General features: G+C 38.4%; 14 protein-coding genes. 6 read left to right on the top strand and 8 right to left on the bottom strand.

Going from position 1 to position 22,463, the window contains the following annotated elements; all coding sequences use genetic code 11:
• Positions 1 to 56: 56 nt before the first annotated feature.
• Positions 57 to 1,550 carry a hypothetical protein gene (locus AC2D3N_RS03145; RefSeq protein ID WP_484692750.1) on the bottom strand — a complete coding sequence of 498 codons (1,494 nt, stop codon included), beginning with the start codon at positions 1,548 to 1,550 and terminating at the stop codon, positions 57 to 59.
• Between the two features lie 150 nt (positions 1,551 to 1,700).
• Between AC2D3N_RS03145 and AC2D3N_RS03140 the strand changes: the two genes are divergently transcribed.
• Both AC2D3N_RS03140 and AC2D3N_RS03135 read left to right on the top strand, forming a co-directional pair.
• Positions 1,701 to 2,024: a hypothetical protein gene (locus AC2D3N_RS03140; RefSeq protein ID WP_484692749.1), complete on the top strand. Its 324-nt coding sequence runs from the start codon at positions 1,701 to 1,703 to the stop codon at positions 2,022 to 2,024.
• A gap of 38 nt (positions 2,025 to 2,062) precedes the next feature.
• A complete protein-coding gene (locus AC2D3N_RS03135) occupies positions 2,063 to 2,365 on the top strand; it encodes a hypothetical protein (protein WP_484692748.1) in 303 nt (100 codons plus the stop codon).
• Between the two features lie 8 nt (positions 2,366 to 2,373).
• On the opposite strand, the gene AC2D3N_RS03130 is transcribed toward AC2D3N_RS03135, so the two are convergent.
• Positions 2,374 to 3,252: a DNA adenine methylase gene (locus AC2D3N_RS03130; RefSeq protein ID WP_484692747.1), complete on the bottom strand. Its 879-nt coding sequence runs from the start codon at positions 3,250 to 3,252 to the stop codon at positions 2,374 to 2,376.
• A gap of 251 nt (positions 3,253 to 3,503) precedes the next feature.
• On the opposite strand from AC2D3N_RS03130, the gene AC2D3N_RS03125 reads away from it, so the two are divergent.
• Both AC2D3N_RS03125 and AC2D3N_RS03120 read left to right on the top strand, forming a co-directional pair.
• The gene (locus tag AC2D3N_RS03125) at positions 3,504 to 9,581 is read left to right on the top strand and encodes an AAA family ATPase (RefSeq protein WP_484692746.1); all 6,078 of its coding nucleotides are present in this window, start codon (positions 3,504 to 3,506) and stop codon (positions 9,579 to 9,581) included.
• Positions 9,582 to 9,589: 8 nt separating this feature from the next.
• Positions 9,590 to 11,989 carry a response regulator gene (locus AC2D3N_RS03120; protein ID WP_079677282.1) on the top strand — a complete coding sequence of 800 codons (2,400 nt, stop codon included), beginning with the start codon at positions 9,590 to 9,592 and terminating at the stop codon, positions 11,987 to 11,989.
• A 72-nt stretch (positions 11,990 to 12,061) separates the two neighbouring features.
• Here AC2D3N_RS03120 and AC2D3N_RS03115 read toward each other — a convergent pair whose 3' ends face one another.
• A complete protein-coding gene (locus AC2D3N_RS03115; RefSeq protein ID WP_079677283.1) occupies positions 12,062 to 13,003 on the bottom strand; it encodes a metallophosphoesterase family protein in 942 nt (313 codons plus the stop codon).
• Between the two features lie 368 nt (positions 13,004 to 13,371).
• Here AC2D3N_RS03115 and rnc point away from each other — a divergent pair, with 368 nt between their 5' ends.
• The gene (rnc, locus tag AC2D3N_RS03110) at positions 13,372 to 14,547 is read left to right on the top strand and encodes a ribonuclease III (RefSeq protein ID WP_484692745.1); all 1,176 of its coding nucleotides are present in this window, start codon (positions 13,372 to 13,374) and stop codon (positions 14,545 to 14,547) included.
• Positions 14,548 to 14,818: 271 nt separating this feature from the next.
• On the opposite strand, the gene fabF is transcribed toward rnc, so the two are convergent.
• The 5 genes from fabF to AC2D3N_RS03085 all read right to left on the bottom strand — a co-directional run bounded on the left by fabF (position 14,819) and on the right by AC2D3N_RS03085 (position 19,395).
• Positions 14,819 to 16,078 carry a beta-ketoacyl-ACP synthase II gene (gene fabF / locus AC2D3N_RS03105; protein WP_484692744.1) on the bottom strand — a complete coding sequence of 420 codons (1,260 nt, stop codon included), beginning with the start codon at positions 16,076 to 16,078 and terminating at the stop codon, positions 14,819 to 14,821.
• 226 nt (positions 16,079 to 16,304) lie between these two features.
• On the bottom strand, positions 16,305 to 16,544 hold the full coding sequence (gene acpP / locus AC2D3N_RS03100; protein ID WP_079677407.1) for an acyl carrier protein: 240 nt from the start codon (positions 16,542 to 16,544) through the stop codon (positions 16,305 to 16,307).
• 454 nt (positions 16,545 to 16,998) lie between these two features.
• Complete coding sequence (locus tag AC2D3N_RS03095) at positions 16,999 to 17,469, bottom strand: hypothetical protein (protein ID WP_484692743.1); 471 nt, start codon at positions 17,467 to 17,469, stop codon at positions 16,999 to 17,001.
• Positions 17,444 to 18,667, bottom strand: coding sequence for an urease accessory protein UreH domain-containing protein (locus AC2D3N_RS03090; protein WP_484692742.1), 1,224 nt, complete (start codon positions 18,665 to 18,667; stop codon positions 17,444 to 17,446). The genes AC2D3N_RS03095 and AC2D3N_RS03090 overlap by 26 nt, the downstream gene beginning before the upstream one ends.
• 8 nt (positions 18,668 to 18,675) lie before the next feature.
• Complete coding sequence (locus AC2D3N_RS03085; protein ID WP_079677349.1) at positions 18,676 to 19,395, bottom strand: class I SAM-dependent methyltransferase; 720 nt, start codon at positions 19,393 to 19,395, stop codon at positions 18,676 to 18,678.
• A gap of 533 nt (positions 19,396 to 19,928) precedes the next feature.
• Between AC2D3N_RS03085 and AC2D3N_RS03080 the strand changes: the two genes are divergently transcribed.
• On the top strand, positions 19,929 to 22,460 hold the full coding sequence (locus tag AC2D3N_RS03080; RefSeq protein ID WP_079677351.1) for a mannose-1-phosphate guanyltransferase: 2,532 nt from the start codon (positions 19,929 to 19,931) through the stop codon (positions 22,458 to 22,460).
• The last annotated feature ends 3 nt before the right edge of the window (positions 22,461 to 22,463 follow it).

The raw sequence follows: 22,463 nt of genomic DNA, 5'->3' as shown, positions 1-22,463 counted from the left end.
ATAAAAAAGCAACCCTGGTTAGAGGTTGCCTGATAAATATTTAGATTAGTTGGGTTCTAATCGTCTAACTGGTAGATGATTCTGAGTAGCCGTTGTATATCCTTGTCTTTGGTATCGATCCCTTGAGTTTTTAGCTCACCTATGGCAATGTTTAAAGGCAGGGGATAACTGGATGCTGAAGATGCCAACTCATTGGCTAAAGCAATCGTCTTGCGGTTATAGAACTGTTCACTTGCTGATACTGAATGACCCATGTTTTGAGCCAACACACCCAATGGTAGTCCTGACAATAAACCCATCATTTTCCCTAGGTGTCGGAATGAATAACCCTGAGTCGTTGGACAATTCCATTCAGCAAGTGAACGCCTTAACGCTCTTTGAAACCCTTTAGCCATAGTTTCAGGTTTACTATCCATATCTGGTGTGTATTCTGGCATTTTTTGAGGCAATGCTTGAATATTTAGATAATCCAATATTTCCTTGTTTCTTACCATCGGATAACAAAACCGACCGCCTGTTTTGTTGGTAATAAAGTGTTTGTTCCGTGCCGTATCGGTTACGGTGAACCCATTACCTAAAATTAATAACATTTTAGGATTATTTTTTTTATCATTGAAAGCAGGGTTAACACCCTTAGAGTCCCCGTACTGTTTACCCTTTTCGCCCCAGAGGGTTTTGACTTCCTTATCGCTGATAGGTTTACAAAGATTGATTGCACTCATGACTTCAGCAGGACGCAATCCGTAAACTACACACATTTTAAATACCCATAACCATCCCTCCCTTGCCATTGCTTGCTTTTCTGGCATTTCTTGGACTAACTTCTCTTGAGATTGTAACCATTCGAAGAATTGCTCCCAATCAATGGCTTTAGTATTCTCACCTCGTTTTTTTTCGACTTTAATCCTGTTCAACTTAGGTAAGATATCTCGTTTAGTCGATTCAGGACAATAACTAATTATCTTTTTAATTTTGCCTAACGCTTCATATTGTCGTGTATCTTCTGGGAACGATTCCCAGAATAGCTTGACGTTATCCCATGTTGGGAACTCATCCCAGTTAGAGCATTTTAGAAAGTAGTCGGTATATGCAGTTTTAAAACTCCCTTGGCAACTAACACTATCTCTTGACCGCTTCTCACCCGTAAACTTATGCCGTCCTGAGTAATACTCATTCTCGATAATCTCGAAAATTTGACGGTAAGTCAGGCGGTCATCCGCTCCTGCTCCCTTGATGGGAATAATATTTTGGTTGAACCATGTTTCCCAGTCAGAGGCATTAATCCCATCTCGTTTACACTCATTGAGTTTCTGTCTTAACTTCAGGCACTTATCCAGGAACTCATTAATCCCTGAGATACTCCATTCACATCCTGACGCTAGGCTTGTTCGTTTACCCCCCTGCCATGGCTCAATAAATTTGAAATTGAGTCTGGTTTCAACCCGTTGGGCAACACCTTTAGGTATTAATGGCTCAATAGCTAACCAATGCTTTAAGACATCCCCATAGGTTCCAAAACCATCTATAGGGGCTTTATCCAATCTATCCATTTTCTATCCATTCCAAAATAAGTGATTAATTTTGGATAGACTATGGAACGGTATAATCGGTATTTGAGGTATTCTTACCAGTTCAAATCTGGGTGCCGCCTTTAAAATAATTAATCTATCCTACATACTCTTTGGAGAGTATTTTTTGTTTTGTTAATAGCTGTTTTTCAAGCAATTGGAAAAGTTAGAAAGCTAATCATTTGGAAACAGGGAAAAGCAGATTCTCATTTGGTCAAAAGGGTTCGCTTAGGTCATTTGCCCGATGATGCTACCCTTGAACAATATAATATGATCATCACTTTTGTGGTCAACAGTCCAGACGCCAATGTCTATCTTTATGTTTATGGAGAAACGATTTATCCGACGTTGGTAGCTAATGTGGAGAATCGGCTATGGTTAGTAATGATTGGCTTAGATGGGGTTTTAGAAACTGCTTTTCCTCCCGATGACCCGGAAGGGTATCTATCTAATTAAGCCTTTATCTATCTGGGTTTAGTTAAGGAGTTAGAAATATGAATCCTCTATTAAAAAACTATTGCGTGAGTGTTGAGTTTCCTGATGTTAGTGGTGCGGAGCATTTAGAAATGTTACAAATGCGCGATCGCCTTACAGAAATTGAACCTCAACTCACTGAGGAAGAAAAAATTTTATTGACAAAAGCAGACCGTCAATTAGTTGAGAATGCTAACATTTTTTATCAGGAATTATCACGTTTTATTAATTTAACAGAGAAGCGCAAAGCTCAATTTATTTGTCCTCAACGTTGGTGGTGGTATTTAGATGTACTAGCGGTTTTGCCCATATCCTGCAAATAATAGTAAGCTCAAAGATTGATAGAGAAAGGTTTAGGATCATAATTTAACACTAAAACCTCATTAATTTTACCTCGTTTAACAGCATTAGAATTGATACTGCGGGTTGCAGAAACAATTTTAGTTGTATCTTTATAATCTTTATATAAATCTGAAATAAACTCTGTTTCTGAGTTACTCAACATTACATGACATCCTTTTTCTGTTAATTCATCAACAACTTGTTTTAAGCGTCTTTGTTCATTCTGATTAAACCCATTAATATCATATCCGGTGAAAGAAGCGGTATTAGAAACCGGATCATAGGGAGGATCAAAATAGATAAAATCACCTTTTTTGGCATCTTTAACCGCTTCGGCAAAATCAATATTTAAAAAAGTTACTTTATTTTGATTAAAATAATCATTAACTCCTCTTAATACAGCCTCGTCTAATATATTGGGATTTTTATAACGACCAAAGGGAACATTAAAATATCCTTTAGAGTTCACTCTAAATAATCCATTGTAACAAGTTTTATTTAAATAAATAATTCTAGCTGCTTTTTCGGCTTCGGAGAATTTAAGATAGTCTTTTTTAAAACGATCTCTTTCACGAAGATAATCATAGTATTCTTTTGAATTGCTGGTCTTGTGATCTTTTAAAATCTCAATCAGTTCTTCAACATTATCCTTAATCACTCGATAACAATTAATTAATTCGCCGTTACTATCATTAACAATTGCTTTTTTAGGCTGTAACTCAAATAAAAGTGCACCTCCCCCCAAAAAGGGTTCAAAATATGTAGTCTTACCGATATTTTTAGGGAGATATTTTAGGATTTCAGGTAATAATTGCCGTTTCCCTCCTGCCCATTTCAAAAAAGGTTTAACTAGAGGATTTTTTTGCACAGTCACAGGTCAGTAATTCCTCAAAATTTTATTAACATATTTCATTTTAGCTTGAATTGAAATTCTAGTCAATATTTTGATTTAAAATTAAAATATTGATGTATTCTATCGATTAGAGTTATAATAAGTTATGAAGCCGTTAAACATCTAAATCAAACATCTAAATCGTAAACCTCATACCGTACCAGTATCTATAGCCTTCGGCATACTAGAAATACTGGCTAGAATATAGAAGTGCCCAAGAATAACAGATGAATACCCCAATTTCTAACTATCAAATTATTGAGCAAATTTATCAAAGTGCTAATTCAGTGGTCTATCGGGGAATTCGTTTAGAGGATTATCAACCTATAATTCTTAAAGTCCTGAAAGAAGATTATCCCACTTCCGTCGAACTAACCCGCTATAGACAGGAATATCAAATTACCCAAAATCTGAATATAGATGGGGTGATTAAATCCTATAGTTTAGAACCCTATCAAAGAACATTTATGATCATTTTAGAGGATTTTGGGGCATCCTCATTAACTCAATTTATTCAGAATAATTCTACCCTGGAAAAACGATATACTTTTCCTATTGATCAGTTTATTAAAAATGCCATTAAAATCACTAAAATTTTAGGAAAAATTCATGGTGCAGGTATTATTCATAAAGACATTAATCCTGCCAATATTGTATTTAACCCCCAGGGAGAAAAACTAAAAATTATTGATTTTGGAATTTCCACAACCTTCACCCGTGAAAATCCCATCCTGAAAAATCCCAATCTCCTAGAAGGGACTTTAGCTTATATCTCCCCAGAACAAACCGGACGAATGAACTGCTCCTTAGATTATCGCACGGATTTTTATTCTTTGGGAGTAACTTTTTATGAACTCTTGACCGGACACTTACCCTTTGAAACCCAAGATTCTTTAGAGTTAGTCCATTGTCATATTGCGAAACAACCGATTCCGCCCCATGAAATTCAACCCACAATTCCGATGGTTTTATCAAAAATTGTGATGAAATTAATGGAAAAAATAGCGGGGAATCGATATCAAAGTACCTTGGGAATTCAAGCGGATTTAGAATCCTGTTTAAACCAGTTACAAACAGATAAAATCATCCAGAATTTCCCCTTAGCTACTCAAGATATTACCGATAAATTTCAAGTTTCTCAAAGACTTTATGGACGGGAAACAGAAGTGCATCAACTCCTAACTGCCTTTGCCCGTGTCACATCTTCAGAACAGCAAAAAACCAGGAAAGGAGAAACAGAAAATCATAAAATTGAGATGATTTTAGTTACGGGTTATTCGGGGATTGGTAAATCATCTTTAGTTCAGGAAATTTATCAACCCATTACGGAAAAAAAAGGTTATTTTATTTCAGGAAAATTCGATCAACTTCAGCGCAATATCCCCTATTTTGGAGTTGTCAATGCCTTTAAAGAATTAGTTAAACAACTATTAAGTGAAAGTTCAGAACAACTCAATCAATGGCGCGAAAAATTATTAACTGTATTGGGAATTAATGGACAGGTGATTATTGATGTAATTCCCGAGGTGGAATTAATCATTGGCAAGCAGTCTCCGGTCGCTGAAATCGGGTTACAAGAATCTCAAAATCGGTTTAATTTTGTTTTTAAAAATTTTATTCAAGCCCTTTGTACACAAGATCATCCTTTAGTGATTTTTCTGGATGATTTGCAGTGGGCAGATGGGGCAAGTCTGAAATTAATTGAACTCATTCTAACGGATGGTAATATTCAACACTTATTAATCATTGGGGCTTATCGAGATAACGAAATCCATCCGACCCACCCGTTGATGCAGATGATTAATCAACTGCATCAGGCGGAATTAAAAATTAATTATATTCAGTTAAAACCCTTAACTTTAGAAGCAGTAAGTCAACTGATTAAAGATACTTTATACAGTGACATTTTATCCGTAAAACCTTTAGCGGAATTAGTCATAAAAAAAACCGCAGGAAATCCTTTTTTTATTAATGAATTTCTAAAAATGCTCCACAGTGAAAATTTGTTAACTTTTAACCTCTCGCCATCTTTCCCAACTCAAGGCAGAAGTTTAAGGGGATGTTGGCAGTGGAATATTGAAAAGATTGAATATAAAAACACTACAGATAATGTCATAGATTTGATGACTAGTAAATTTAAAAAACTTCCAGAATCTACTCAAGAAATTTTACAATTTGCTGCTTGTGTCGGAGCTTTTTTTGACTTAAATACTCTTGCTGTTATTAGTCAAAAATCTCCCACCAAAGTCTATCAAGAGTTGACTGTAGCATTACAATCTGGTTTTATACTCACAACTTCAGAATTAGATTCTCAACTCTTAATCCAAGATTATAAATTTTTGCATGACCGGGTACAACAAGCGGCTTATGCTTTAATTGACCCTACCAAAAAACAAGAAATTCATTTACAAATGGGTTGTCTATTATTAGAAAACATTAAGCCAAAACTACTGTCTGAGGAAGTTTTTGAAATTGTTGATCACTTAAATTTTGGTTTGGTAAATAGGCAGAATATCGCAGCAGTTTTACGAGGAAAACTAGCTGAAAATGAGATCTCAAAACTAAATTTTATGGCAGGTCAAAAAGCCAAATCTGCCAACGCCTATCAAGCCGCCGCCGAATATTTTAATCAAGGGCTAAACTTCCTCCATCAAAGCAGTTGGCAGACGGCATATCCCTTAACTTTAGCACTGCATCAAGCGGCCATAGAAGTCGCCTATCTCAAGGGTCATTTTAATGAAATGGAAACCTTGGGAAACGTTGTTTTAAATCAGGCTAAAAATGCCCTGGACACAGTAAAAGTTTATGATGCTAAAATTCAAGCCTCGGTGTCTCAAGGCAACCTAAAAGCCGCCATTAAAACTGGCTTAGAAGCACTAAAAATCTTGGGCATCAGCTTACCGGAAAAACCCAGTCATTCAGATATTAATAATAGCTTAAAACAGACTGCTTTACTCTTGAATGAATATGAAATCAAAGATTTAATTAATCTGCCTCCGATGGTGGATTCTCAAGCCTTAGCAGCGATGTATATTCTTTCAAGTATAACCGCTTCAACTTATATTTCCGATCCTGAGTTATTCTTGTTAGTAACCACATCACAGGTTAATTTATCCATCCAATATGGCAATACCACCGAATCCGCAATGGGTTATGCGTGTTATGGCGCTCTTTTATGTGGAGTTGTCGAAGATATTGAGTCGGGTTATCAATTTGGGGTCTTAGCTTCCAATTTAGTTAAAAAACTAAACGCCCAAAAAATAAAAGCAAAAGTAGATGATGCTTTAGCTGGTCATATTATTACTTGGAAAGACCATTGTCAGAAAATGCGACCCATTGCTATTGAAGGGTATTATAGCGGATTAGAAAATGGAGAATTAGAATTTTCTAGCTATTGTGGTTTTTGGGTTTGTGTGAGTCCCTATTTTGTTGGTCATGAATTAAGAGATCTTGAACAAGAAATGGCTACTTATAGTCAAGCAATTAGCCAAACCCGACAAGAAGCAGCCGTGAATTGGATTGCTATATTTTGGCAAGCTACACAGAACTTATTAGGAAAATCAGAAAATCCGATGCAGTTAACGGGTAATATTTACAACGAAGAACAATACCTTACCCTGGCAATTGCAGCAAGTGATCGAGTTCAAATCAACTTTTTTTATCTAAATAAACTGATATTATGTTATCTGTTTAATCATTATGATCAAGCCCAAGATCATGCCATTCTTGCCGAACAACATTTAGATGGTGTCATGGGAATGATCGTTGTTCCTATTTTCTATTTTTATGATTCTTTGGTGCATTTAAAATTATCAACTCAGACCACAAATTATGACCCAGAAATTTGGATTAATCGAGTCACTAGGAATCAAAACAAAATGCGAAAATGGGCAACTCATGCCCCAGACAATTTCTTAAATAAGTTTTACTTAGTTGAGGCAGAAAAAGCTCGGGTTTTGGGACAAATCCTAGAAGCAGAAGACTATTATGAACAAGCTATTTTTCAAGCATCGGAAAATAAATTTATTCAAGAAGAAGCATTGGCTTACGAATTAGCAGCTGAGTTTTATTTGAGCCGAGGTAGGTTAAAAATTGCTCAAACTTATATGAAAGAATCCCATTACCTTTATAAACGTTGGGGAGCCAAAACGAAAGTAGAGGATTTAGAAACTAAATATCCCCAGTTAATTTCTTCTTTATCCTCAATTAAAAGTGTTAATTATACCCTGCATCTCAATTCTCAATCCACAACAGGAACCCAATCAGATGAAGTCTTAGACTTGGCTGCGGTAATCAAGGCATCCCAGGCAATTTCAGGTGAAATTTTAATCGATAAATTGCTGATTATTTTAATGAAAGTTTTAATCGAAAATGCCGGGGCGCAACTGGGATATTTAATTGTGAAAACTGGAAATCAATTTCTAATTGAAGCTGAAGGATCAGCCGATTCTGATAGGGTTAAGGTGTTACAGTCGATTCCGGTGGATGGGAGTTATTTAGTCGCTAATTCTATTATTAATTATGTCGTTAATACGGGAGAAACCGTTGTTTTAAAAAATGCGAGTTGCGAAGGAAAATTTATTAATGATCCTTATATTAAAGTAAAAGATTCTAAATCAATTCTCTGTTTACCTTTGATTAGTCAAGGACGACTGACCAGTATTATGTATTTGGAAAATGATCGGGCAACAGGTGCATTTACCCAAGATCGTTTAGAAATATTAAAACTTTTATCTACTCAGGCTGCGATCGCCATTGAAAATGCTAAACTCTATGCAAATTTAGCAGAATCTAATCGAACTTTGGAAACCAAAGTGGAGGAACGCACGGCTGAGTTAGCGATCGCTAAACAAAAAGCAGAAGCCACCGCCGACTCTAAAAGTGCATTTTTGGCAAATATGAGTCATGAATTGCGATCACCTTTGAATACTATTCTGGGTTTCACTCAAGTGCTGCTGAAAAATTCTGATTTAACCGCAGAACACCGGGAAAAAATTCAGATCATTCATCGCGGTGCTGAACATTTGTTAGCATTAATTAGCGATGTCCTTGATATGGCTAAAATTGAATCGGGATGTACGACCCTAAATCCCATTAATTTCAACCTTCCTAACTTTCTCAATGGCTTAAAAGAGATGTTTGATTTGAAGGCACAGGAAAAAAAATTGGATTTTGTTTTGGAGTATAGTTCTAATCTTCCCCAGACAGTATTTTATGATCAAGTAAAGTTACGTCAAGTCTTAATTAATTTACTCAGTAATGCCTTTAAATTTACGTCATTAGGTCGGATAAGTTTGCGGTCTAAACTAAAAAAAATAAATGACCAAAATTATCTTGATTTTGAAGTTGAAGATCAAGGATGTGGAATTTTTGCCGATGAAGTGGACAAAATTTTTCAACCTTTTATTCAAACCAAAGCTGGACAGCAAGTGCAAGGAGGAACGGGCTTAGGATTAGCAATTAGCAATCATTTTGTTCAACTGATGGGAGGGAAAATTAGCGTGGAAAGTGAAGTAGGAAAAGGAACAATTTTTAAGTTTAATATTCCCGAGCAAGCCGTTACAGATGCTCATGCAGAAACTTCTGAAAATAAAAATCAAGTGATCCCCTTAGAACCCGATGCCAAAAATCACAAAATTTTAATTATTGACAATCATCCAGATACCCGACTTTTGCTAATTGAACTCCTCCAACCTTTGAATTTAGACGTTAAGGAGGCAAACAACGAGACAGAGGGCATTCAAATGTGGGAAACTTGGCAACCCGATTTGATTTTAATTGATGTACAAATTCCCAGAAAAAAGGGAGATAAAATAACGCAGACAATCCGAGAAAAAGAGCGAGAAAAAGCAGAATTAGAACCCTTTAACCCCGTTAAAATTATTGCGATTAGTGCCAGTCACTTTGATTCAGACTTCGACCAAAATCAAGCAATGGGGTACGATGATCTGATCAGTAAACCTTTTACAGAAGCAGATATTTTTGAAGCTATCTATGGGCAGATTCAGGTTGAAATGGGTTATAGTAGAGGTGACTTCCCATTAGAGGAAACCTCAAGTTCTTGGAATCCTAACCCCGAAATTTCGTCAGTGTCTATATTAACCCGTTTAGTGGCTTTGACTCCTGACTTAATTGATCGCTTAGAGCAGGCTGTGATTCGCCTCAACACTAGTTTAATCGAGTCCATTTCAAAAGAGATAAGCACCAACGATCCCGTTTTATCTGAAGCGATACAGAGGTTTGTTGATGATTTTGACCATTCCACGCTATGGGATTTAATTCAAGCAGCTAAAGCACAACAATAAATGCAACAATGAGTATTTTTAACGAGGAACAAACTGCCAATATCTTAGTAGTAGATGATACGGTCGATAATTTGCGTTTATTAGATACTTTTTTGAGTGGTTGTGGCTATAATGTTCGGCTGTCCAGGGATGGCAACTTTGCCATTCGATCTGCTTTAGAAGATCCTCCCGATCTGATTTTACTGGATATTATGATGCCTCCACCGGATGGCTATGAGATTTGTTCCCAGTTAAAAGCCCATGAACAAACCCGTAATATCCCGATTATTTTTATTAGTGCTAAAGACCAACTTTCTGATAAAGTTCAGGCTTTTTCTGTGGGAGGAAATGACTATATTACGAAACCTTTTGAATTAGAAGAAGTAGAAATACGAGTTAAAAATCAGCTAAAAATATCGAGACTGTCTCAAATTCTGAGTCAACAAAACTCCTTACTGAAGGCGGAGAATAAAATTCAAGAGCGTATCCGATCTTCCCTCAACCTAGAGGATATCTTGACAACGGCGGTGGAAGAAGTTCGCGAGTTTTTATCGGTGGATCGGGTGTTGATTTACCAGATTTTACCCAATGGAAATCGTAGCGCGATTACGGAATCAGTGGAACCGGGATGGCCGAGTATTAAAGGTCAAGTTTTTCCTGAAGAAATTTTTATAGGCGAGTTTCAATATTATGATTATCAAGAAAAATTCCTTTTAATTGAAGACATTAATCAAGTAACAATGACACCGGCTTTAGAAAATATTCTACGTCAGTTAAAAGTTCAAGCTAAACTGTTAGTTCCCATTGTCAAGGATTCAAGCCTTTGGGGATTTCTGATCGCCCATAATTGCCGAGGGCCCAGAAAATGGCTTCACTCAGAAATTGAATCAATTCGACACATTAGCATTCAGTTAGCGATCGCGGTGCAACAATCCACTCTATTTGAACAGGCTAAAGCTGAAATTATCGAGCGTAAAAAAGCAGAAGCAGCCCTAAAAAAAGCCGTGAATGCCGCCGATATTGCCAACCGAGCTAAAAGTGAATTTCTGGCAAATATGAGCCATGAATTAAGAACACCCCTGAATGCAATTTTAGGTTTTGCCCAATTAATGAATCATGATTTATCTCTCAAACCAGACTATCAACGTTATGTAGAAATTATTAACCGGGCGGGAAGTCATCTTTTAGAATTAATTAATGATATTTTAGAAATGTCTAAAATTGAAGCGGGTAGAGTCACCTTAAATAAAACCGACTTTAATCTGATTTCCTTCCTGAATAACTTACAAAATATTCTCCAAATTCAAGCCTTAAAAAAAGGATTAAACCTTGTTTTTGAAATCCCCCCTAATATTCCTCAGTTTGTCCAGACCGACGAAGGAAAACTACGTCAAGTTTTAATCAATATTTTAGGCAATGCCCTCAAATTTACTCAAATGGGTTCTGTGACCCTGCGGGCTAAATTAAAACCCGAAAATCAGGCTGATCAATCAGTAATTATTTTTGAGATAGAAGATACTGGTTTAGGGATTTCTTCAGAAGAAATTAGTCATTTATTTCAAGCTTTTGCCCAAACAGAAACCGGGCGCAAATATCATGAAGGAACCGGATTGGGTCTAGCCATTAGCCGTAAATTTATTCAATTAATGGGGGGAGATATTACGGTACAAAGTGTCGTTAATCAGGGAACAATTTTCACCTTTGAAATTTTAGTGCAACGGGTGGAATCTCCAATCCTTCATTCTTCAGTTTTTCACCCCCCTATCCTTCGTTTAGCACCCCAACAACCTAGCTGTAAAATTTTGGCTGTTGATGATGTTTTAGAAAGTCGCTTGCTCCTATCAGAAATTCTCAATGGCGTAGGTTTTCAGGTCAAGGAAGCAGAAAATGGTCTACAAGCGGTCGAACTTTTCCAGATTTGGAAACCCGATTTAATTTTTATGGATATGCGGATGCCCGTCATGAATGGATTAAAAGCCACCCAAATGATTAAAGCCGATTTACTCACTCACAAAACTCTGATTATTGCACTTACCGCTAGTGCTTTTGAAGAAGATAGGGCGATGCTTTTGGCAGCAGGCTGTGATGATTTTATTCGCAAACCGTTCCAGAGGGAAGACCTCTTAGAAAAAGTTAAGCAACATCTCCAGGTAGAATATATTTATCAAAAGGGGAAAAATAGAGAACTTGAGAACCTGGAAAAATCAGAAACTTTACCAACCGAAGATATCAAGTTACACCTAGCAAAAATGCCACCAAAATGGGTAGAACAACTCCATGAATATGCCTCTCAATGTAGTGATAATGGAATTATGGTTTTACTCCAACAAATCCCCCCTGAAAATGTAGCTTTAACCCAAGCTCTAACCTCTTTAGTTGATAACTTTCAGTTTGATAAAATCTTAGCCTTGCTGGTTATTGATAAATAGGTGATGGGTAATTACGAATTATGAATTACGAATGGGTAATAAACTGATGACTGATTATTTTTTACTATTGCTTTATAAACGAATGATTCCTTGATCAAATACTTGATCATTCGTATCAATTGCTTGAATTACCATCCGATCTGCATAAACCTCAATTGCAGTAAATCCAAGGGTTGAGGTGGCAGTTGCTGTCCACTCTGAACTTCCTACAGGACGTATACTTGCCCCTCCATTACCATTAACTAAATAAGTTGTACCATGAATAGGTTGGGTACGTTCATAATTATGTTCATGACCATTCATATAGAGTTGAACCCCATATTTTTTAAATAAAGGAGTTAAGCGATTGATCAATGCTGGGTTCACACCATATAACCCAGAAGAATACATCGGAAAGTGACTATAAACAATTTTCCAAGGAGTTTGACTCCGTTGAAGTTGGTCTTCTAACCAAGGTATTTGTTTGTCCCAATCGGCATTATCATTCGCATCTAAAACGAAAAATTGTACAGGATAATATTTAAATGTATAGTAACGACCCTGCATATTAAATAAAGGATAAGTCACCTGTCGATTACCATTTTCTGTTCTAATATCATGGTTTCCTAAACAGGCATAAAATTTAACATTTTGTTCCAGTAAAGATTGATAGGGTTTTTCAAATACATCCTTAATTTTTTCAATTTCACCATTAGTATAAATATTATCTCCGAGTAAAGTAACCACTTGAAAAGGATGATTTTGATGATAGCGAACCATTGCCTTTGCCACTTCATATTGTCCTGTTTCTCCCGTTCCCGCATCTCCAATAGTGACAAAACGAAATAGGAGTTTATCTTTCGGAATGGATGCGATAGTGTAGTCGCCACCTTGCGGCATCGCACCGTTCCCAGGAGAAATTTGTTGTTCAAGCATCTCAGGAAAGCTCAGGATTTTTCGAGTAGTTCCCAATCCGATAAAACCAGCAGCACTCAAGCTCGCTAAAAATAGAAATTGACGTCTTTTTAAGGACATAGGTAAGAGTAAATCAACTAATTATAAACATACTTTTAGTATAGAGCAATCCGCGCCGGGATGCTAATATAAAATCAGATTTAGTAATGACTTTTTTTAATAATTGGAGTTAATCGCCACCTGCTTCTGAAGTCAAATAACGTTGAATCTCCCTGGGTTGACTTTCCATTATGATCATTATAGCGATCGCTCATTCCCCATTGTATTAAATTTGGGGATAGCAAAAAAATATCAGTTTTTCAGAAATCGAATATTGTCGAGTTGTAGTTAAGGTCTAAGTTACTCAACCTATGGTATCAAGATGTTTACCAGTATTGATAGGTGTGGCTTTTTGTTTTGAGCTATTTTAGTAAAAGGATGAACTTAATATGCAACTCAGCAATAATGAAAGAATTGGTCAGTCTTTGACATTATTAAGTCAAGCACTATCTCCTTACGTTGAACAAAAAATGAGAGAAGTTTATGGCAATAGTTGGTTTTCTCAGGTCAATCTTTGCCTATCAAACAAGAACAATTTTAATCGAAGTGATGAAGAAATTTTCCAAGATGTTTCTGCTTTATTAACTATAATCAATCAACGCTGGGATAAAGTTTTCAAGAAATATTTATCTTCAGAAAGATATTTAATCAGTGAATTGATTGAAGTCCGAAATAGATGGGCGCATATTAATGGCTTTTCACCAGAGGACGCTTTTCGCGCTTTAGATAGTATTCATCGGTTACTTGTAAAAATTGGTGCTGAACAGGAAAAAACTGTTGATGCTCATAAACAAATTGTTTTTAAACTTCTGACTCAAAAACAATCTAATTTTTCTCAAGCTCAAATGTCTCAAGCCGATGAACAAATTCGAGAGCAATTGAAAGAACTTTTAGATATTATTCCCTTTCAAGATGCAAGATTATTATTACGAGCATTAACCCATCGCAGTTATATGTTTGAAAACCCGACTAAAACACAAGGAGATAACGAACAACTGGAATTTTTAGGGGATTCTGTATTACAATTTTTAGCGGGAGATTATGTCTATGAAAAATATTTCGGTGAACAGGAAGGACAATTGACCCAGAAACGAGAAAAAATTGTTAGTAATGAAGCGTTAGCAATATTAGCTCAGAAATTTAATTTAGGAAAATGGATAAAATTAGGGAGAGGAGAAGAATTAAGCGGAGGTCGGACAAATCCAACTTTATTAAGTAATACCTTAGAGGCGGTCATTGGAGCTTATTATAAAGATTCTGGTATTGATGCAGTTTGGGAATGGTTAAAACCGATGTTAGAACAATTAGAAACCATAAAAATAGAGCCTAACTGTTCTCAGGTATTGAATGATGCTAAAAATACTTTTCAACATTGGGCGATAACTAATCATAAACAAAATCCTGAATATATTGTTATTCAAGAATCTGGAAATGCTCATAATAGAGTCTTTACTGTAGCAGTTAAAGTCAATGGTATTAGTTATGGTCAGGGAACAGCTACAAGGATAAGAGATGCACAAAAGCAAGCTGCTACCCTAGCTTTAAATAAATTAGGATTAATATAAAATGATTTGTAGGGGTGGGTTCACTCAGAGCCTTATAACTCACAATTGATGTTTATAAACCCGCCCAGACTTTTTCAAAATCGATTATTCTGCATCTCCTTCTATAAGCTGCTCACAGTAAGTATTTACCTATAGCGAAATTGCCTATTCCCTATTGCCTCTTGCTATAAACAACAGCTTATCCCCCAAAACCAGATTGGAGAGCATACCGCTTCCGCCTCAAACCCACCCCCCGAATCAATTCAGAGGGTGGTATCCTGAGATTTTCCGCTCAACCATTAGGTTGAAACTTTCTAAAGACTAGGGTCACATTATGACCCCCAAATCCAAAGGAATTGGATAAAGCCACATCAACCACTTGGGCGCGACTCTGGTGGGGAACATAATCTAAATCACAATCAGGATCGGGATTATCCAAATTAATCGTCGGAGGCACCCGATCTTCGGCAATCGCCATCGCCGTTGCCACCGCTTCAATGCCTCCCGATCCCCCTAATAAGTGACCGGTCATTGATTTAGTCGAACTAACCGTCACTTTGTAAGCACTCTCGCCTAATATCCGTTTAATTGCTGCGGTTTCCGTCGTGTCGTTAGCCGAGGTACTGGTTCCATGGGCATTAATATAACTAATTTGATCCGGGGTAATTCCGGCATCCTTGATCGCTAAGGAAATTGCCCGACTTGCGCCTTCTCCCCCAGGAACCGGGGAGGTCATGTGGTAGGCATCACAGGTCATCCCATAACCCACCAATTCCGCATAAATCCGAGCGCCCCGACTTAAAGCACCCTCTAATTCTTCTAATAGTAAAATTCCGGCTCCCTCTCCCATCACAAACCCATCCCGATCGCGATCAAACGGACGACAGGCCTTCAGGGGTTCATGATTGCGAGTAGACAGTGCCCGGGCCGCGGCAAATCCCGCCACCGATAACGGAGTAACCGCCGCTTCGGTGCCGCCACAAATCATCGCTTGAGCATAGCCCCGTTGAATTAAACGAAAGGCATCGCCCACGGAATTGGAGCCAGCCGCGCAGGCCGTTACCGAACAGGAGTTAGGCCCCTTTGCCCCCGTATGAATAGCCGTGAGTCCGGCTGCCATATTGGCAATCATCATCGGGATCATGAATGGACTACAGCGATCGGGGCCACGATTTAAATAGATCTCTTGCTGATCTTCAAGCACCTTCAGTCCGCCAATACCCGTGCCAATAATGACACCCACCTGTTCTGCATTTAAGTCATTAATCACGAATCCGGCATCAGAAACGGCTTGCTGACTAGCCGCCACCGCAAACTGAGCAAAGCGATCCATACGCTTGGCTTCTTTGCGCGAGATGTAATCACAGGGGTCAAATCCCTTTACCTCACCAGCAATGCGACAATCGTGCTTTGACGCATCAAATCGGGTGATTGGGCCAATTCCATTGCGTCCGTTAATTAACCCGTCCCAATATTCAGCCTTGGTATTTCCCAGCGGAGTAATTGCCCCTAAACCTGTTACAACAACGCGCTTCAAATTCATCGTAGTCATGATATTCGATTCAAAAATTGATCACCCAAAATGCAGAACGTCGGTGAGAACCACAACCAACGTTATAATGGCAGTTTAATTAAGATGGGTTAGGATTGCCTAGTTCAGACAGTCGGATACAGGAAAGTTTCTGTGGGACTGACCAACGGCTAATCCTCCGCTTTTTCTGTTGATTTTACCCCAGTTGCAGATTAAGCCAATGCTTTGGCTTGGTTGTCGAAGTAGTCTACTGCTGATTTGCTGTGATATAGTCTATAGCGTCTTGAACGGTCTTAATATTTTCAGCATCTTCATCAGGAATTTCGGTATCAAATTCTTCTTCTAATGCCATAACCAGTTCTACTATATCCAGAGAATCGGCGCTTAAGTCTTCAAAGAAGTTAGCCGATGGAATAACTTTCTGTTCATCAACGTCCAATTGTTCTGAAATAATTTTTTTTACTCTTTCTGCGATGTTGTCACTCATAAAAACCTCATAGGAATTGGAAAACTCAGTGTCTTTAGACCTGAGAGAAAATGATTCGACATTGCTCATCAACCAAGATTCATAGCGGTTTTAACCGCCTGCAATCTCCTTTCACTGGGGGAAGGGTGTTGCCATCCGGTGGAGATCTATGTGTCTCCTTTCACCCATTGCTGGGGTGATGTTTGCTCTATTGGATGTCGCGTATACCATTTTATCTGAAAGGGGGATCACCGCAGCAACGATCTCCTAACTTTTTCTGGTCTGGAATTTCGGGTTTCGGGGGTTTGCTGTGGGCTAAAGTCTTTTGGAATTTAAGATGAGACGGGTTAGTATCGTTTTTATCTGCCTTTTAACTGTTGACAAAATTCCATAGCACTGTATATCGGATTGTTTGTCAGTAGGAAAGGTTAACTCGAACCCACCCCTACACCTGGTAAGAAAATCCTGTGAAAATTTATCGGACTGTGACGGAATAATTAGTTTTAAACGGTTTAAAACTATTGTTATCTTTGGAAGTTCCTTTCAGTTCTAATTGATAAATTCCTGCTTGGGGAAATATAACTTCTGTTCCAGGAATACCCTGATATTTTTCCGCAGCAATAGCTTTTAATTGGGGCCGCATTAATGGTTGAGTATTTGGGGAGCGAGGTTCGCGATAAATTGCCAATTGACAATTACATTCAGACAGGGGAATAATTTTGCCTCCACGACGGGTTAATGCAAACCAAATTATGGCTTTTTCTCCCGCCCGGGGATTATGATTTGGTTCTAGGTGGAATGTTACCGCCACATCTCCAGACACTTCCACTTCATGGGCAATAGCCAGGTTAGAATAGGAGAATTTTTGCAGGGGTTGAACACAGAGGAATGTTCCAATAATTAATAAAAATTTTAAAGACTTATTTTTGTTTAAGGGGTGCAACATAAAATTTCTCTAATCCCAATATTGACCAAACCGGAAGATACCTAATTAATAATACCATTAAAGTTAAAACAATAAAAATAAAACCTCTTAATTGATCAAGAAATGTTAGATCAAATCTACCGAAATAATTAGAACCAATTAACAGAGCATGAATCACAGCTAAAACCAAAGCTGGAACCGCTAATAAATGAATTCTCCGCCAGAATATTCCTAAATAATTTTGAATATGATCAAAACTGGTGATCGCCGCAGGAATCATCAATAATAATGCTAACCCGCCAGCTATAATTCCTCCTTGATGTTGGGGAATCATAAATTCAAAAGCAGTTAAATTCCATTGAAACGTATGATCTAACATTTGCACCGTATGAACAATTGCTAATACAAAAGCTCCTACCCCTAAAAAACGTCTATATTTTAAAGGTTGTGACCATAGGCGACTAATAGGACGAGCAATTAAGGCTAACATTAAACTAATTAAAGAACCATATCCCGTATAATCAACATGATTTCCGGTTCTTAATAGGGTTAAAATTCCAATTAATAAGGTAATCCATCCCCCCAGTCTAAAGAGTTGATTTCGACGGTCGGTGGTGAATTTTCCGGTTAATAATCCTACGCCCAACATCGTTGGAAAAGTTCCTATCCCAAAGGCTAACATAGTTAGCATTCCTAACCCCAAATTTCCTGTCTCTGCGGCTTTAATTTGGGCTGTGTAAAGAAAACCACAGGGAATTAAACCCCAAATTAACCCTAATAAAATCGGGGTAAAAACATGATTTTGTAAAGATACATTCACCATCCATTTACTCAGGTGATTATGTAAATTTTTCGGGGATAAAGGATGGATAATTGGGAACCGATGAAAGACAGTTGGATTAATTTGAGCTAATCCTAAAATAATTAATAGAATTCCAGTAAAAATTGCCATTCCTTGGCGAAAAATACTGCCAATTCCTGCCACTTGTCCCCCGGCAATTAAAACTGAACCCAACCCGCCAATCATTGCCCCAACTAAGGCATAACTAAGAATCCGGCCGAAATTTAATAAGAGATGAAATTGCCAGGGAATTTTGCCAGGAGAGAGGGATTCATCGGAAACAGAAAAAGCAACGGTTAAGGGGCCGCACATTCCTAAACAGTGACCAAAACTCCCAAGAAATCCTAAAGCACCAATTAATAATAGGTCAATGATCATGATTCCGTTTAAAAGCGGATTTTATAGAGTTGAAACAACGTTCCGGGCTGGCGTTTTAAAATTTTAGCTCCCGTTTCTTTGATGATTTTTTCCCAATTATCTAAGGTTTCCAAGAAAACTTCCGTGCCTAAATAGGTTTCTAAAATTGCCCAATCTTCGGCTAATTCAGCATCGGGAATCAGAACATCAAAAACAAAATCTCCCCCGGGTTTAACTACCCGCTTGACTTCTTTTAAAACCAATTTCCAATAACTGATCGGATAGTAACAACTCCATCCCGTGGCGATCGCTAAATCAAACTGATTCGCCTCATATTGCAATTGATGACCGGGGGCTAAATTTACCCCTTTAAACAGTTTAGAATTTAACTGTGGCCCTCGAATATTCAGGGCATCCTTAGCCACCGTACTAATTTCTTGACCATAAAATAAAGCTCCCCAATCTCGCCAGGGGTAAATTAGAAAACTCACCCCACAACCGATATCTAAACAGTGCTGATTTTTTTGCGGTTTGGCAATTTCCCAAAAGGGGGAAGTGATTTTTTCTGATAAAGTTCCCGCCATGCGATCGCGAAAAATTTCCATCGTTTCAACCTCTGGGGGCAAATCAAAAGATCCCCCTTGATATTCTCGATTAAAACGATTGGCAATCGAAGCGATCGCCCTTTCCAAAGGGTCGGAACTCACAGACAAATTGAAAAAACCCGATGAATTAGAAGATTTAGCCATTCATTGTAAGATGTGTGAAGAAAACCTCTAGGTTTGGAGACCAAACCGCCACAATCAAAGATTACGACCTCGGCGCGAATTGCTATAGCACTCTATTTTGAGCCCTTCAATGCTTTTTTAAAGTTTTTCCGATAGGAAGAATTAAATACAAACAAAACTGGCCATAACAGGGAGAAGATCAGACGGTTTTGGAAACTGCGGTTGAAGTTGGTATTTTCAAACCCCGTCCAAAATTTCCAGATTCCACCCGCATAAATAACGACCAATACTAGGGTAATTAGGGGATTCATGTCTGAAAGATTTTATACCTAAAGGATGATAGACATAGTGAACATGGGTTTATTCTAGCAGTTAATCTTAGAGAATGGTCATTGGGGATAAAATGGGTTAAGAGGGAAGCGATTCAATCGGAAATTTGCTATCCTATTATTGAGAAGGTTTTTAATTATAACAAATTTATTTAAAAACCTAGCTGTGATCAAATCTGGAAAACACCTGATCACCAAATCAGCCTAAATCAATCAGGAGGATATATGCGAGCAGTGCTAATGGCAGGTGGATCAGGAACACGACTACGACCGTTAACCTGCGATCTGCCTAAACCAATGGTACCGATACTCAATCGTCCGATTGCTGAACATATTATCAATCTCCTCAAACAACATAATATTACAGAAGTGATTGCCACATTGCATTATCTTCCCGATGTGATGCGAGAATACTTTCATGATGGCAGTCATTTAGGGGTACAAATCACCTATGCGGTGGAAGAAGATCAACCCCTGGGAACCGCAGGTTGTGTTAAAAATATTGCCGAACTTTTAGATCAAACCTTTTTAGTAATTAGTGGAGATAGTGTTACGGATTTTGATTTGACCGCCGCGATCGAATTTCATCATCGGAAACAATCCAAAGCCACCTTGATTCTAACCCGAATGCCCAACCCCATAGAATTTGGTGTGGTGATTACCGACGAAAATCATCGGATTAATCGCTTTTTAGAAAAACCCGCCGCCAGTGAAGTTTTCTCCGATACGGTGAATACCGGAACCTATATTTTAGAACCAGAAGTTTTAGAGTATCTTCCCTTTGATCAAGAATGTGATTTTTCCCAAGATTTATTCCCCTTACTTTTGGAAAAAGGGATACCCATGTATGGGTTTATTGCTAATAATTATTGGTGTGATATTGGTCATTTAGACATCTATCGAGAAGCCCATTATGATGCCTTAATGGGGAAGGTGAAACTCAAAATTGCCTATCCCGAACGTTCTCCGGGTCTGTGGATTGGAGAAAATACCTTTATTGATGAAACAGCTATTATCGAAACCCCGGTTTTGATTGGTCGCAATTGTCGCATCGGGGCGAGGGCGCAAATTGAAGCCGGAAGCGTGATTGGCGATAATATCACCATCGGAGCCGATGCCAATATCAAACGACCGATTATTTGGAATGGGGCGATTATTGGGGATGATGCCCATTTGCGGGCCTGTGTCATTGCTCGCGGTGCGCGGGTGGGTCGTCGCGCCCATGTCCTAGAAGGGGCGGTGGTCGGTTCTTTATCCACGGTGGGGGAAGAAGCCCAAATTAGCCCCGGGGTACGGGTCTGGCCGAGTAAAAAAATTGAGTCCGGGGCGACTCTGAATATTAATTTAATTTGGGGGAATACAGCCCAACGCAATTTATTCGGTCAACGGGGAGTACAAGGATTAGCCAATATTGATATTACCCCGGAATTTGCGGTTAAATTGGGGGCAGCTTTTGGGTCAACTTTAAAACCCGGTTCTTTGGTAGCAGTTTCCCGGGATCAACGGCCGATTTCTCGGATGGTAACTCGTTCTTTAGTGGCAGGTTTAATGTCCGTTGGGGTGAATATTATTAACTTAGATGCCACCGCCATTCCCATCACTCGTACGGCTATTCCTACTTTAAATGTAGCCGGAGGAATTCACGTCCGCCTCTCCCCAGAACGGGCAGACTATCTATTAATTGAATTTCTGGATAATAAAGGGATTAGTATTACCAAAACCAAAGAGAAAAAGATTGAAGGAGCTTATTTTAAGGAAGATTTAAGACGGGCGCAAATTCCAGAAATTGGTAACGTGAGTTATACGGTTGATTTATTAGATATTTATAGTGCCAGTTTTAGTAAACATATCAATAGTGAAATTTTACGCTACAGCAACGCTAAAGTTGTGATTGACTATGTTTATGCGGTTTCTGGAGCAATTTTACCCCAACTTTTAGCTAAATTTGGTTGTGATGCGGTGGTTTTAAATGCCAGTTTAAATCATACCGCTTTATCAGTTCCTGAACGGGAAAATTTACTCGATCAATTAGGGCGAGTCGTCGAAGCACTACGCGCTAATTTTGGAGCCCAGGTTTATGCCAATGGGGAACAATTTATGTTAGTGGATGAAACTGGAAGTCCCATCCGTGGGGAATTTTTGACCTCCCTGATGGTGAATATGGTCTTAACTTCCCATCCCCGCAGTACCGTTGTGGTTCCGGTACATACTTCCTCCGCCGTCGAACAAATTGCCCGTCGTTTCGATGCTAAAGTCATCCGCACCAAGGCAAATCCAACGGCCTTAATGGAAGCTTGTCACCGCAATCCTAACGTAGTTTTAGGTGGCAGTGGCGATATGGGATTTATCTTCCCCCAACTGCATCCCGGGTTTGATGCCATGTTTTCTATTGCTAAAATTATTGAACTGTTAACCAGCCAGGAACGATCGCTAACCCAGGTACGAGCCGATTTACCCCACGTTGTCCATCGTCGCTATACCGTGCGTTGTCCTTGGACGGTTAAAGGAGCATTGATGCGGCATTTAGTCGAAACCCATTCCCCCGAAAACTTAGAATTAATTGATGGAGTCAAATTAATTAACTACCAAGACGATAACTGGGTTCTGATTTTACCCGATGCGGGAGAACCCCAGGTTCATATTTTTGCCAATAGCATTGATCGCGATTGGGTTGATACGACCTTGCGAGAATATCGCAATTTAGTTCATGATTTTGTGAATCAATCTCAAGGGATGGATCACCGCGAAGATATTTAAGGT

The organism is Planktothrix sp. PLAVEN19ND (assembly GCF_057220675.1).
This window is presented reverse-complemented; position numbering and strand designations above follow the sequence as displayed.